Consider the following 12,638-nt stretch of genomic DNA (forward strand, 5'->3'; position numbering starts at 1 on the left):
CAGCCTGGCTATAAAGGGGCGGCGCCCACACTTAAGGGCACCAGCGCCGCACTCATGCCAATAGAAGTGCCCACAATGTGGCGGGTAAAAGGTATCATCCATACAATGAGAATGATAAAAGGAATGGACCTGAATACATTGATGAGCGCAGAAAGTACGCGATGGTACAATCCATGCTCCAGCAATTGCCCTTTTCGCGTAAGGAATAGAAAAACGCCTGCCGGTAAGCCCAATACAAAACCGAAGAAGCCCGATGCGAATGTCATAAAAATGGTTTCCCACAGCCCCTTCAGCAGTAGCGAAACAGTGTTGCTATCAAACATATCCCTTAATGGCGTTTTTTATTTTGCGCTTATTGAAATATTGAACTGCCTTGTCATTATCACCATCAGTTCCCTGCAGGTGTAGCAGCAACTTGCCAAAGCTTGTTTTTCCTACATATTCAATATCCGCCTTGATCAGTTTATGCGGTATATGCAATTGATTGTACACCGTGTCAATCAATTCATCGAAAGATATATTGCCTGTTAATTCCAGTTCTACAAGAGGAGTGCGCCCCTCTGCCTGGTCAGGTTTCAATTGTATAAATAGTTCGGGTGGTACGGTCATACTGTCTGTATTAATAAATTGTTGAAATATTGGATGTTTGTTTTCTGTCAATAGTTCTGTCAGCGTGCCCTTGGCTACCAGCTTCCCATGGTCAATCACCGCTATATGGTTGCATATTGCTTTTACCACTTCCATTTCATGTGTGATCAATAAAATGGTGATCCCCAGCCGTTGGTTGATATCCCGCAGCAATTGCAGTATTGATTGCGTAGTAGCCGGGTCCAGCGCACTCGTCGCTTCATCACACAACAACAGGTGCGGGTCATTGGCCAATGCCCTGGCAATGGCCACCCGTTGTTTCTGCCCACCGGAAAGACTGGCAGGGTAGTCCTGCGCTTTATTTTCAAGGCCTACGATCGACAGCAATTCACCAACTTTTTGCTTGATGATCGCAGCATCCACCCCATCAAGCTCCAGGGGCAGCGCCACATTTCCAAATACTGTTCTGGAGGATAGCAGGTTGAAATGCTGAAAGATCATACCCATCTTTTTGCGCTGTTGCGCCAGTCCCTTGCTGTTGAGCTGTGTAATATCCGTTCCGTTGATCAGTATCTGCCCTCCATCAGGTCGCTCCAGGAGGTTCACACACCTGATCAGTGTGCTTTTACCTGCTCCTGAACTGCCAATGATCCCTACAATATCACCTGCTGCAATGTCGAGGTCAATACCATCAAGCGCTTTAAATGCCTGCTGCCGTTGCCGGAAAGTTTTAGAAATGTTCTTTATCTGGATCATGTAACTAATAGACTTAAATAAAAAGTCCCCGGATATTGAACCGGGGACTGTAATAATATATAGGGTATTTATTGGTCTCCTGTCATTCAATGAATTGCTTCATCGTCATATACATACAGCAGCAACCCACAGGCAATTGCCCGTTGATGTGCTTGTTGTAAATATCGTAGCATCGGAAATTCATTACATTCATAGTCTAGCGCGAAGGTAGAGTAATATTGTATTGACTCCAAATATTACCCTGGTACATAACCTGTTTTTAACATGGTGGAGCGCTATTTTAACAATACTCCTAAAGGAGACTATTACCTCCTGGCTGCTGTAACTGATGCAGTTACATACATTCATCCAGCAAATACACGATCGATTCATAGTTTTTGCCCGTTGCTTCTGATAAAGCGATCTCGCAGGTCTTTGAACTGGAGTAATACCCCTCATAGCTGCATTGGTTTACTTCCTGCGCTTCCTGAAGGGTAGCCGACCTGGTTAGTTCGGGAAACAGGAATCCCCGGTCTCCCGCCATACCACAGCAGCCTGCATGTACTGGTACCTTCACATCCCTGGCCAGCCGCTTTGCTATTTGCAGGAATTTGCCTTCCTGGCCTGTTTTCTGCATGGTACATACCGGGTGCAAGGCAATACTTTGTTTCATCGTGCGCACCTGTGCTACGGGCAATACGTAATCGGCAATAAAGTCAATACTGTCCAGGATAGTGAGGGCATCAAATTTTTGCCTGTTGACTGGCGTCAGTTGTGGCCGGCAATGCTGCAGCGTATAGGTACAGGAACTGATGTCCAATACCACAGGCCACTTACCTTCCTGTGTCCATTTCCACAAGCGTTCAATGGTATCATTGGCCGTATGTTCAAAGGCCTGGGTAAATCCTTTGGAAGAGAAGATCTGTCCGCAACAGGCACTGTTGAGCGAATCGGGAATCACCAGGCGGATACCACTCTTGGTGGCAATGCTCACCAGTGTCTCTGCCATATTTTTCTTGTGTACGGCCGAACCGCCCATCGTACGGTTGATGCAGGTGGTAAAGTACACCACCGTTTGTTCCCCTTGTGTAGCCCCGGCCAACTTACGTGCCTGACCCATGGAGGAGGGGATCACCTGGTTTGACCATAGGGGAGTAGCCGGAATGATCTTCTTTACGCCCTTCGTAAGGCGCAATACTGCATTCCTGCCCAGCAGTTTGTTTACCACTGTAGCCGACCGTACGCCTGCACTCACGCCCAACGCCACTTTACCAAAATGTTTGGCTACTGTCATTGCCATCCTATTGGCTCCTTTGCTGTGGTTCTCATTGCGCAACCGCTTCACCAGCGTACCCGTATTGATGCTTACCGGGCAGGCTTCTGCACACAACCCATCCACGGCGCAGGTTGATAAGCCTTCATAACTGTATTGCTGTAATAAAGTTTTATAATCCTCCTGTTGTCCCTTTTCCTGCATTAGCGCCAGCTCACGCCGCGCTACGATCCGGCGCCTGGGTGTCATCGTCAGGTCCCGGCTCGGACATTTGTACTCACAAAACCCGCACTCGATGCATTTGTCTACTTCTTCCTCTACCCGTGGCAGTGCTTTGAGGTGTTGAATATGCGCCTGCCCATCCGGGTTGATGAGCACGCCGGGGTTCAGCAGGTTCATAGGGTCCGCTTCCTGCTTCAATCTTTCCATAATGCGGTAAATGTCCGCCCCCATTCCGTGGCCACAAATGGCGCCATATTGCGTCCTGTGCCATGCTCTGCTTTTAAGGCGCCGCCGTATTTTCCGGTTACCAGGGCCACCACCTCGCGGATAAACAGGTCGTATCGTTGTACTTCTGCTTCCGAATCAAATGGCTGGGTAACTACGAAATGGATATTCCCGTCTTTGGCATGGCCAAATATGATAGCGTCCTTATAGCCATATTGATCAAAGAGCCCTTGCAGGTCCAGGATGGCATTGCCCAGCTGGGCTACCGGTACTGCTATATCCTCCAGTATCACCGTGGTGCCACTTTGCCGCATGGCCCCCACCGAAGGGAACATACCCTTGCGGATCTTCCACAAAAAGCCTGTTCCGCTGCATTGTCTGTAAAGCGGGGTGCGATGGCAAAAGGAATAGATTGTAACTGGGTTTGGAACTGTACCAGTTTAGCGGCTACTTCCTCTTTGGTGTGTCCCTGGTATTCTGTCAGCAGTGCTGCCCCGGTAGAAGGCAAAGCCCCAGTATGTCTGGTATGCCTGGTAAATGCGCTACCGACCGTAGCGAGGCATTGTCCATTAGCTCTACTGCCTCTGCGCCTGAAGTAATGAGTGGTTCAATGGCATTGCAGGCAGCCTGTATATCTGCAAAGCACAGCAGGGCTGTCGACTTTTCCGGATAGTCGGGTACCGTTTCCAGCACCGCTTCTCCTATAAAGCCAAGCGTGCCCTCGGCGCCTACCAGCAGGTGCGCCATCATGTCCAGCGGCCGTTCATAATCGATCAGCGCATTGACGGAATAACCTACTGTATTTTTGTTTTGTATTTGTGGCGGATCAGGTCGTACATGACCGGACTGGCCAGTATCTCCTTTCGTAAGGCGGCGAGACTATCAGCCAGTGATGCACATGCTTTTTCAAACCGGTGATAATCTTCTGGTATTTCTGTAGAGAAGTTCATGCCGTTGGGCAACATAAACCGGATATGGCGGATCGTGTGGTAACTGTTCTTTTGTACCCCGCAGCACATGCCACTGGCATTGTTGGATATAATGCCGCCCATCATGGCCGAATTAATACTGGCCGGGTCAGGGCCTATCTTTTGCATATTTCTTGAGGTAGGCATTTACCATGCCGCCGGTGATGCCTGGTTGCACCCGTACTAAATCTCCACCGGCTTCGATGCGGATGCTGTTCCAGTGCTTGCTAAGGTCTACCAATATGCCATCGGTAATGGCCTGGCCCGAAAGACTCGTGCCTGCTGTACGAAAGGTAAGTGGAATATGGTGTTGGTGGGAGAATTGGAACAGGGCCTGCACCTCTTCTTCCGATACCGGGTTGACTACCGCCTGCGGTTTCAGCGAATAAAACCCCGCATCTGCGGCATACGTTACCAGGTCGATCAGTTTACATTTGATACGTTCCCTGGGTAGAATGGACTGCAGCGCTTCTTCAATGTTCATGGAGGCTCGTATTTTTACGGCATTCGGTTGGTTTGCCCTTGCGTGCAAAGATACGCACCACTTCCTCAGCTGCCATGCCTTGCCTGGCCAATCTCTATCCGGAGACGTTGAAAATCAAGCCTCTCTGCTGGTTCGTCCGGGGTGATCGGGGAAATAAGCAGCCTGGAAACCGACTGCAAAGAGAAACCTGCATCTATTTAGCAAATACATGGCCTGATTTAACAAGTTGAACAGATACCTTACTTTTATAGAAGCGGTAATTGCAGGTTGTGTGACAGGTTTCAGCCTGTGTTTTAATCAATATCACTATGAAGGTAGGCAGTACAAATTATAATACAGCACTGAGCAGGGCCATTACCTGCCTGATTAGTCTCCTTCTTTTGAATGCCTGTACTGTATCCCGAAAGCCTTCACAATTGTTGATCCCAACACATCCATGCCAGGATATTGCAAGCCAATTCAGGCATCGGTGCTGTTGCAGTTGAATTGGATTGTGAAGGTGAACGTGTTGATCAGTTAGTCAAATACGTGGAGTCGCTGAATGCCAAACGAACTACGAGGCTTACCGTGGCATCCATTGTGATGGGGGCAGTAACAGGCGTTGCCGGGGCACTGGTGAGTAACTCTAATTGGAATAAAGGTATCGCGATAGGCGGCGGCGTGGCCGGCGTAGGGCTGGGCGTCGCTACCCTTAATCCCAAAGGCAAGAAAATTGAATTGTTCCATAAAAGAAACCTGTTGCGTAATGTATGGCTGCAGGAAAATAATCATGAGTTCCCGCCTTTTTGTGGTTTATGCTCACCGAAAAACGGTTCAGTAATGCCGGAACCAGTTCATTACTGGATAACCTGAAACACAGGTGGATCAGGTACCAGTTTGATGGAAATGCTGATGAAGCAGGTGCGTCCGTTAATTTTTCCGAAGGAGGTTGGTACCTGGCTGATGATCTGTACAATCGTTCCGAAATGATCAATCAGTTACAGGCCGAGATCCGTTCTTTCCATCAATATATAAATATCTTTCTGCGAGAGCTGCAGGACTAAGACCTTAAAGCGTTATCTTAAATACCAGCCGGGAGTTGACCCGTGAAACGGTAAAAGGATGATCTTCGATCACCGGGTCAGTTACACTGATATAGTATGGCTTACAGGGATTGTCCGATTTTACTTCCTTATTGGTATAAGAGAGGGTAGTAGTTCCTACCTGGGGAATGTTGATGGTATATTTGAATGATCCCTGCTTTGTATCAGCAATAGGAAACAACAGTGATCCATACATGGGTGAATTTATTTCTTTTACAATCACTCCCCGTTCTGCAGCAACACCTGCCGGCGCTGAAGTGATGGTGATGGTGGCGGCATCAATATTTTTTGATAGCAGGATATTCGCCCCCGTTTGTTTATCCACAAATACCAGCCCCAACTGGGTGGGCATGCCTTCACTTAGCAGGTCTTCGCATGGATTCGATGAAGTTGATTTCTTGCACCCTGGTGCCCAGCTCACGGCGCCCAGCAATACCAGTAACAGGTAATAAAATTGTCTTGGGAAGGAAAAGGTCAGTCGGTTCGTTTGCATAAGGTATGCTGCTTTTCAACGTGACAAGCGATTGCCAGCTACCGTTGCAACGCTTTAGCAAAGTTTTATGAATGGCAAATAAGGGCCCATCATCATTTTCATCTCGTTATGCACTTCAGCCGGTATTTTGTACATTGTAGTAATGGGTCCCTTCTGTAGATATGCGGTTGCGATATGTTTTTTCATCATGTTTGCTGTTGCAGCATCCGCACAGGCTATTTACAAAACCCCGTCTGGCAAAAATACCACCTGGGCGCTTGCCGCACCGTCAAAAACGTATCAGAAAAAATAACCCTGCAACAAGCCAGAGTCCTGGGACTGGAGCCTTGTAAAGTGTGCAAACCTCTGGTGGATCAATTGCTCCTGTCGTCAGAAAATAAGGCCCGGGGCCAAAGCTCATCTGTTCAGTGCAAAGGGATTACTAAAAAGGCACAAGATGTAAGCACCTCACTAAAATTGCCAACGGCTATTGCTTCCAGCACCAGCCCGGCGAATAAAAGAAGGAATTGTATCAGCGCCAGTTTTGCAGCTCCACAATATTCCCATCAATATCTTGCGCATAAACAATGGTAAGGTGCCCCACTTGCGCAATACCGGTTTCGGCTACTGGGCCCATTGGGTTCCTCCATGGCAATCACTGCAGCCAGTACAGCCGCTACATCTGATGATGTTGGTATGTGCAAATTTGATCATGGCTTTATAGATGGTACAAGGTGATTAAGGCATCGAAAATAGTTTTTGGCAGGAAACCTTGTGTTATTTCCCGGCAACCTTGTGTTATTTCCCGGCAACGTTCCCATCCCTAAAGTGGATGATCCAGTTAGGTCCCGGAGCCCTATCTTTGAACACAAGAGCACCCTATGTTATGAAACAATCTGTTCAGAGATCATAAAAACGAATCATGTCATACGAAAACACGAATAGTGCAACGGCAACCTTGCAACCCCCATCCACTAAAAAGACTTTTTCCAAACGCTCACCGAAGACTGGTGGGCAGTACTCATCGGCGGCGCCATCATTATTGGCGCCTTGGTCATTGTACTGCTTACTTCCGGTTTCAAATTCTCCGTACCTGTGTACCAATGGGCCACTACAGATGATCTGTTGAATAAGGTATTAACTGCTTCCAATCTGTTGTTAGTAGCCGGTTTGGGAGTCCTGTTTGCCTTCCTGTCTGCTATTGCTATTGGCTTATCAGGTGGCAGTATCAAAAACTACCTGGCAGGTTTTTCCCTCATATTTATCCTGGGTATCATTTCCCTTATCATTGCAGGCAATAAAACCATTAGCTATTATGGCGTGGAATATGTGGTATTTGCCCTGGTGATAGGTTTGCTCATTGGCAACCTCACCAAAATTCCCGATTGGCTACGGAAGCTGCCCGTTCTGAATTCTTTATCAAAACAGGGCTCGTTATATTGGGCACCAGCGTACTGTTTACAGATATTGTGAAGGCAGGACTGCCCGGCATCCTGCAAGCGGTATTGGTGGTCAGCGTCGTCTGGTTCTTTGCCTTATGGCTTAGCCGTAAGCTGAAGGTCGATGATGAGTTTGGCGTAATACTTGCCTCGGCTGTGGCCATCTGCGGTGTATCAGCCGCCATTGTAGCCAGTGGTGCTATTAAAGGCGATAAAAAGAAACTGTCTTACATCACTACCCTGGTATTGCTGGTAGCCATTCCTATGATGATCCTACAACCCTGGCTCGTAAAAGTGCTCAACATCCCCGAAATAGTAGGAGGCGCCTGGTTGGGTGGTACACTCGATACGACTGCTTCTGTTACCGCAGCCGCTGCCCTGGTAGGACCTGCGGCCTTGAAAGCAGGCGTGATCATCAAGTTTTCTCAAAATGTATTGATAGGCGTTGCTGCTTTTTCATTGCCATCTGGTGGACCTATCGCAAAGCTGCCACAGCTGGTAAGCAGGAGCAGACCGAAAAACCAGGATTGGGCCTTGTATGGGAAAGGTTTCCAAAATTTGTATTGGGCTTCATTGCTGCCTCCCTCATCTTCTCCTTCCTGATACCTGCCGATACCGCCAAATCGGTAAGCGGTATCCTCAACAGCTTGCGTACCCTTTGGTTTTCACTGGCATTTGTTGCCATCGGATTGGAAGCCAGGTTTACCGATCTGGTAAAGATAGAAGGTGGCCGTCCGGCCATTGCCTTCATTGGCGCCCAATTGTTCAATATATTGTGGACCCTTATCTGGGCCTGGCTGCTCTTTGAGGTATCCTTCTCGCAGCGCCTGATATCAAATAATGTAACAACATAAAAAGGAGCGGGCCACTACACCCGCTCCCCACTTTATGATAAACCGACTATCTCCATATAATGCTCGCCGCTCTCAAATCACTGCCCCGCTCACAGCCTGTCGCGCACCACTCGCAGCTCGTAGCTCGCAGCTTGTATTATTGTACTCGCTCTTTCACATCATCCGCTGTATTGTCATTATACCGGCGTTTACGCGTAAAAGTTTCTTTACCAAAACTGTAACTGAAAGAGATACCTACCCGGCGCGTATCATTCACGGTAGTTTTAAGTGATTGCGCCTGTTTCAAACCCTTCAACTCCTCCTTCCATTTCATGGTGTAAAAACATCCTCTACGTTGAGCTTTAGCGAGCCCTTGCCTTTCAGTATTTTCTTTTGAACTGCTGTATTCACCCAATATCTTGGTTGCACCAGGCGCTGCCAGTTATTCATCTTCCCATTATAAGCGGCAAATACTTCCAGACTCCAGTCATTACCCAAGCGCATCTGGCTGAGGAAGTTGGTGCGCCAGGTATAGATCTTGATGTCCAGTTTTTCTGTATACAGTTGCCCATTCGTGCTAAACTCTGCGCCGGCAATATGAAAGTTGAACGTCCACCACTTGGTAGGTGTTGTATTGAGGTATAAAAGCACCGCGACCAACTGCCGCGTAGCAATATTCTCCGACCGGGAGATCATAACATTGTCTTCCATCCGGGCGGCGCTGAAAAAGCCGTCCGTAGCCCGCTCTACGTTGAAGATCGCATTGATCAGCTGTTTGTACCGGTAAGTTAAGGATACACTATTGTTGTAAGAAGGCTTTAGGTAAGGGTTGCCGGTGTTAAATGAATACTGGTCCACAAAGAACAGAAAGGGGTTCAATTGCTGGTACCCGGGCCTATTGATCCTCCTGGCATAGTTGAACGACAAACTATGGCGGCCCGGGCTATCCAGCTTATAGGAAAAAAAGCAGTGGGAAATAAACCGGTATAATCATTGGTAAAACTACTGGCAGGCACGGCCGCATTGCCCAGCTGATTGCCTTTTATCTGCGTGTTCTCCAACCGCAACCCCAACTGCATGCCAAATCGTTTCCAATCCTTGCGGCCATTGATATAGGCAGCATTGATATTTTCCTTGTAGATAAAATGGTTCGACCTGCCATAATCGGGTGTATTCGTCGAACCGGCCACCCCATAATAATCCGATTGATTGTCATTCTCTACAAAACTGGTTTTGAGTCCACCTGATAGGCTCGCCCGGTTCTTTAAGGGGTGCGAGTAATCGGCCCTGGCTGTATAAATATCAACATTGGAGGGCAGGTTATAATAGAAGTCATTATTCCGGGGCTGTCCGCCTGGCGAAACCGCTACATAGTTCTGCAGCGTTTGATGACCTTTGTTGTTGTAATTAATGTAATTTATATCAGCAGTCAACTCTTTTCCTTTATCATCATACTTATGTTGCAGGTTGATATTGCCGCTCAACTGTCGCCAGCTGCCCCGCGAATCTGTGCTGCCCCAACCTACTGAATCAGGTGCACTCCCTATACTGTAACTATTACTTACATAATCCAGTAGCTCTTTTCTTTCACTGCTCGAACTATTAACAATAAAACCTATGGTGGTCTTAGCCGATAAGGTGTAGTCCATGCCCAAACGGCCGCCAAATTCATCACTGCCCGAAGAGCTATAGGTCCGCAATTGCACAGCAGCGGTTTTAGGCGGATTGCCTGTATTGAACGACCGGTCTGTTACATCATCATAAAATCCTGCATACCGGCCATAGCTGAAATTGCCAAAGAGGTTTACTTTCCGGTTCAGGTAATTCAAGTTGAGTGAATTGTAACTTCTGCCGATCTTTCCCTGGTTATAATTAAGCGAGGCGCTTCCCGCATACCCCTGTGTTCTTTTCTTTTTAAGGCGGATATTGATCACCGCCCCTCCGGCAGCATCATATTTGGCGGGTGGATTCGGCATCAACTCTATTTTATCCAACATGCCGCCCGGCAGTGACCGCAAATAAGCTGCCAGGTCACGGCCACTCATATAAGTAGGTCTGCCATCGATCAATACATTTACGCCGGAAGAACCCTGCAGGCTGATCTCGCCATTGGCGTCAACCGTAATGCCCGGTGTTTTCTCCAATACCTCCAGCGTATTGCTGGTGGAAGCGCTGATCATCGATTCCACATTCACAATCGTTTTATCAATATCCTGTTCTATGAGCGGCTTTTTGGCCACCACTTCTACGGCTTTCAGGTCTGTTTTCTTTGGGGGCATTAAAATAATGGCAGGAAGCGCCAGTTGGCTGCGGCTGTCTTCCAGGGTCAGCGGCCCACTGGTGTATTTTTGCGTGCCGGCAGCCGTAATGCTAAGCAGGTAAACCCCACTGGCCAGGTTGGTAAATTCAAACCGGCCATTGTCCCTGGCCGTTTTAGTGGCTATCACGCTGGAGTCTTTTGCCAGCAACAGGCGTAACGTAGCGCCCGGTACGGGTTCATTTTGTATATCTTTGACCTGGCCGCTGAGTGTCTTGCCCCCTTGGCGGGCCAGTAAGGTCAGTGAAATAAGCAGAAAGCTAATAATAGTAAAGAATGATTTCATGGCGTAGTTATTTTAGGTCGCTTGGGTATAGGGCAAAAATGGCCCACGAAAACAGCCTCCTGAAATAATCATGACGTATGGGGGCGGGTCCATGGCAGAAGGCCCATTTGGGAGGACAAAGCCTTCGTCAGTTGCCAACAGGGGTCTGCAACACCCCGGCCGGTTTCGTCAGGTAAGTTTTTATTTATGCCGGGGTCGCGTCACTTTGCAGGCAATACTTTTAAGCATGAAAATATTTGATATGTTATTGAGGAGAAATAAAGGCGGTGAACGGTCTGGCAGCAACTCTCAGTATATATGGCTTACCCTGGCTGCGGGTATCCCCATTTTTTAGCAGCCAATATGTATACCAGTGCCAGCATGAACAGGAATACAGAACAGGTGGCCTTCCTGATCACTGTTTATTTCCTGATGGGCATTTACATTGGCCGGTACGTTTCGCAAATATGGATCAGCAAATACAAGGAGATTCCCCGTTCATTTTTACCCGCCTCATCATCATTATACTGGCTTGCGCCATCCTGCTTTTTATTACAGCTAATCTCTCTCTCAGGATCCAAATACAATTTATTGCCCTTATGTTGGTTGGATTACCCCTGCTGGTGCTGAGCGTAACCACGGGCATCATGATCAAGACGGTGCGTACCACCATTAAAAGCCAACTCCAGGATGCCCGCGCCGATGCAGCCCAAAGCCAAAGCGAACTTAAATTGTTACAAAGCCAGCTTAGTCCGCATTTCTTGTTCAATACCCTCAATAATATTTACGGCATCTCCCTGTCGAGGCATGAAAATGTGCCGCCCCTGCTCCTGAAGCTGTCCGACCTGCTGCGCTATTCAGTATACGATGCCCGGGAGCAGTTTGTGCCCCTGCAAAGTGAAATGGCCTATATCCATAACTATATCGACTTCGAGAAAATACGGATCGGAGAGAAACTGAAACTGACCACTGAATTTGATTACCATATTGATCCTAAAATACAGATCGCCCCCTGTTGCTGATCGTATTTATTGAAAATGCTTTCAAGCATGCCAAGGATACTACCGAAAAGGATATCTATATCGATGTGCGCCTGAAGATATGGGGGCATTCTATCCTGTTTTCTGTGAAAAATTCTAATAAAGGAATGAAGGGCGAAAAAGGTATCCTGAATGCCAATAGCGGTTTCGGATTGATAATGTGAAGAAAAGATTAGAATTATTGTATAAAGACCAATACACCCTGAGCATCGAAGATGGCGATGAATTTTATACCGTGATGCTACAGCTAAAAGCGAAATGATATGATCAGGTACAATTGCCTCATAGCCGATGATGAGCCCATTGCCCGTGAAATAATCCAGGGCTATTGCAATCACCTGCCGGCATTGCAGGTAGTGGCTTCCTGTACCAATGCCCTGGAGGCCAAAGCCGCCTTGCAGCAACACCAGGTAGATATCCTGTTCCTCGATATCAACATGCCTGTGCTGGATGGCATCGCCTTTCTCAAAACAGTAAAAGATCCTCCCCAGGTGATCTTTACCACCGCCTATAAAGAGTACGCCCTGAATGCGTTTGACCTGGCTGCCTGCGATTATTTATTGAAACCCTTTTCCTGGAGCGTTTTATTGTAGCAGTAGATAAGGCCATCGGCCATTTGAATAAGCAGGTCCCGATAATGCAGTCAACCGGAGAACCTAAACCCGAAGATGCCCTTTTATCAAAACCGATAGCAA

The 12,638-nt window shown here is 47.7% G+C and carries 15 protein-coding genes and 2 pseudogenes; 7 read left to right on the plus strand and 10 right to left on the minus strand.

Annotation, left to right across the window (positions count from 1 at the left end; translation table 11 throughout):
• Positions 1-8 precede the first annotated feature (8 nt).
• From RS881_RS18020 to RS881_RS18050, 7 genes are all read right to left on the minus strand, one after another.
• Positions 9-323: an ABC transporter permease gene (locus RS881_RS18020; RefSeq protein WP_315822336.1), complete on the minus strand. Its 315-nt coding sequence runs from the start codon at positions 321-323 to the stop codon at positions 9-11.
• Positions 316-1,344 carry a methionine ABC transporter ATP-binding protein gene (locus tag RS881_RS18025; RefSeq protein WP_315822337.1) on the minus strand — a complete coding sequence of 343 codons (1,029 nt, stop codon included), beginning with the start codon at positions 1,342-1,344 and terminating at the stop codon, positions 316-318. The genes RS881_RS18020 and RS881_RS18025 overlap by 8 nt, the downstream gene beginning before the upstream one ends.
• A 334-nt stretch (positions 1,345-1,678) precedes the next feature.
• Complete coding sequence (locus RS881_RS18030; RefSeq protein WP_315822338.1) at positions 1,679-3,025, minus strand: (Fe-S)-binding protein; 1,347 nt, start codon at positions 3,023-3,025, stop codon at positions 1,679-1,681.
• Positions 3,013-3,399, minus strand: a complete 387-nt coding sequence (locus RS881_RS18035) for an FAD-binding oxidoreductase (RefSeq protein ID WP_315822339.1) — start codon at positions 3,397-3,399, stop codon at positions 3,013-3,015. The genes RS881_RS18030 and RS881_RS18035 overlap by 13 nt, the downstream gene beginning before the upstream one ends.
• 124 nt (positions 3,400-3,523) lie before the next feature.
• Positions 3,524-3,793 carry an FAD-binding oxidoreductase gene (locus tag RS881_RS18040; RefSeq protein ID WP_315822340.1) on the minus strand — a complete coding sequence of 90 codons (270 nt, stop codon included), beginning with the start codon at positions 3,791-3,793 and terminating at the stop codon, positions 3,524-3,526.
• A gap of 44 nt (positions 3,794-3,837) precedes the next feature.
• Positions 3,838-4,140, minus strand: coding sequence for an FAD-binding protein (locus RS881_RS18045; protein ID WP_315822341.1), 303 nt, complete (start codon positions 4,138-4,140; stop codon positions 3,838-3,840).
• A complete protein-coding gene (locus tag RS881_RS18050; RefSeq protein WP_315822342.1) occupies positions 4,121-4,495 on the minus strand; it encodes an FAD-binding oxidoreductase in 375 nt (124 codons plus the stop codon). Before RS881_RS18050 ends, RS881_RS18045 begins: the two co-directional genes overlap by 20 nt.
• A gap of 447 nt (positions 4,496-4,942) precedes the next feature.
• On the opposite strand from RS881_RS18050, the gene RS881_RS18055 reads away from it, so the two are divergent.
• On the plus strand, positions 4,943-5,347 hold the full coding sequence (locus tag RS881_RS18055) for a hypothetical protein (RefSeq protein ID WP_315822343.1): 405 nt from the start codon (positions 4,943-4,945) through the stop codon (positions 5,345-5,347).
• Positions 5,348-5,542: 195 nt separating this feature from the next.
• Here RS881_RS18055 and RS881_RS18060 read toward each other — a convergent pair whose 3' ends face one another.
• Positions 5,543-6,070: a hypothetical protein gene (locus RS881_RS18060; protein WP_315822344.1), complete on the minus strand. Its 528-nt coding sequence runs from the start codon at positions 6,068-6,070 to the stop codon at positions 5,543-5,545.
• Between the two features lie 1,029 nt (positions 6,071-7,099).
• Here RS881_RS18060 and RS881_RS18065 point away from each other — a divergent pair.
• The 3 genes and pseudogenes from RS881_RS18065 to RS881_RS59605 all read left to right on the plus strand — a co-directional run bounded on the left by RS881_RS18065 (position 7,100) and on the right by RS881_RS59605 (position 8,342).
• On the plus strand, positions 7,100-7,522 hold the full coding sequence (locus RS881_RS18065; protein WP_315822345.1) for a hypothetical protein: 423 nt from the start codon (positions 7,100-7,102) through the stop codon (positions 7,520-7,522).
• Positions 7,489-7,881 (plus strand): annotated as a pseudogene (locus tag RS881_RS59600) (putative sulfate exporter family transporter); the annotation flags it as partial. The gene RS881_RS18065 and the pseudogene RS881_RS59600, both read left to right, overlap by 34 nt.
• A gap of 71 nt (positions 7,882-7,952) precedes the next feature.
• Positions 7,953-8,342, plus strand: a complete 390-nt coding sequence (locus tag RS881_RS59605; RefSeq protein WP_350340224.1) for a putative sulfate exporter family transporter — start codon at positions 7,953-7,955, stop codon at positions 8,340-8,342.
• Between the two features lie 136 nt (positions 8,343-8,478).
• Here RS881_RS59605 and RS881_RS18075 read toward each other — a convergent pair whose 3' ends face one another.
• Positions 8,479-8,655: a hypothetical protein gene (locus RS881_RS18075; protein ID WP_315822346.1), complete on the minus strand. Its 177-nt coding sequence runs from the start codon at positions 8,653-8,655 to the stop codon at positions 8,479-8,481.
• Positions 8,652-10,924 (minus strand): annotated as a pseudogene (locus RS881_RS18085) (TonB-dependent receptor). The gene RS881_RS18075 and the pseudogene RS881_RS18085 overlap by 4 nt, the downstream one beginning before the upstream one ends.
• Before the next feature lie 578 nt (positions 10,925-11,502).
• Here RS881_RS18085 and RS881_RS18090 point away from each other — a divergent pair.
• From RS881_RS18090 to RS881_RS18100, 3 genes are all read left to right on the plus strand, one after another.
• Positions 11,503-11,925: a histidine kinase gene (locus tag RS881_RS18090; RefSeq protein WP_315822349.1), complete on the plus strand. Its 423-nt coding sequence runs from the start codon at positions 11,503-11,505 to the stop codon at positions 11,923-11,925.
• Positions 11,919-12,107 (plus strand): hypothetical protein, encoded by a 189-nt coding sequence (locus tag RS881_RS18095; protein WP_315822350.1) that lies wholly within the window; start codon positions 11,919-11,921, stop codon positions 12,105-12,107. Before RS881_RS18090 ends, RS881_RS18095 begins: the two co-directional genes overlap by 7 nt.
• Before the next feature lie 99 nt (positions 12,108-12,206).
• The gene (locus tag RS881_RS18100; RefSeq protein ID WP_315822351.1) at positions 12,207-12,536 is read left to right on the plus strand and encodes a LytR/AlgR family response regulator transcription factor; all 330 of its coding nucleotides are present in this window, start codon (positions 12,207-12,209) and stop codon (positions 12,534-12,536) included.
• Positions 12,537-12,638: the final 102 nt, after the last annotated feature.

The organism is Paraflavitalea speifideaquila (assembly GCF_032395985.1).
Lineage (GTDB): Bacteria > Bacteroidota > Bacteroidia > Chitinophagales > Chitinophagaceae > Paraflavitalea > Paraflavitalea speifideaquila.

What these genes read in the sequence shown, in the direction of transcription:
- RS881_RS18045 (WP_315822341.1), bottom strand. Translation starts at nt 4,140, where the DNA reads ATGCAAAAGATAGGCCCTGACCCGGCCAGTATTAATTCGGCCATGATG.
- RS881_RS18090 (WP_315822349.1), top strand. Translation starts at nt 11,503, where the DNA reads ATGTTGGTTGGATTACCCCTGCTGGTGCTGAGCGTAACCACGGGCATC.
- RS881_RS18060 (WP_315822344.1), bottom strand. Translation starts at nt 6,070, where the DNA reads ATGCAAACGAACCGACTGACCTTTTCCTTCCCAAGACAATTTTATTAC.
- RS881_RS18025 (WP_315822337.1), bottom strand. Translation starts at nt 1,344, where the DNA reads ATGATCCAGATAAAGAACATTTCTAAAACTTTCCGGCAACGGCAGCAG.
- RS881_RS18100 (WP_315822351.1), top strand. Translation starts at nt 12,207, where the DNA reads ATGATCAGGTACAATTGCCTCATAGCCGATGATGAGCCCATTGCCCGT.
- RS881_RS18020 (WP_315822336.1), bottom strand. Translation starts at nt 323, where the DNA reads ATGTTTGATAGCAACACTGTTTCGCTACTGCTGAAGGGGCTGTGGGAA.
- RS881_RS18075 (WP_315822346.1), bottom strand. Translation starts at nt 8,655, where the DNA reads ATGAAATGGAAGGAGGAGTTGAAGGGTTTGAAACAGGCGCAATCACTT.
- RS881_RS18040 (WP_315822340.1), bottom strand. Translation starts at nt 3,793, where the DNA reads ATGATGGCGCACCTGCTGGTAGGCGCCGAGGGCACGCTTGGCTTTATA.
- RS881_RS18050 (WP_315822342.1), bottom strand. Translation starts at nt 4,495, where the DNA reads ATGAACATTGAAGAAGCGCTGCAGTCCATTCTACCCAGGGAACGTATC.
- RS881_RS18030 (WP_315822338.1), bottom strand. Translation starts at nt 3,025, where the DNA reads ATGGAAAGATTGAAGCAGGAAGCGGACCCTATGAACCTGCTGAACCCC.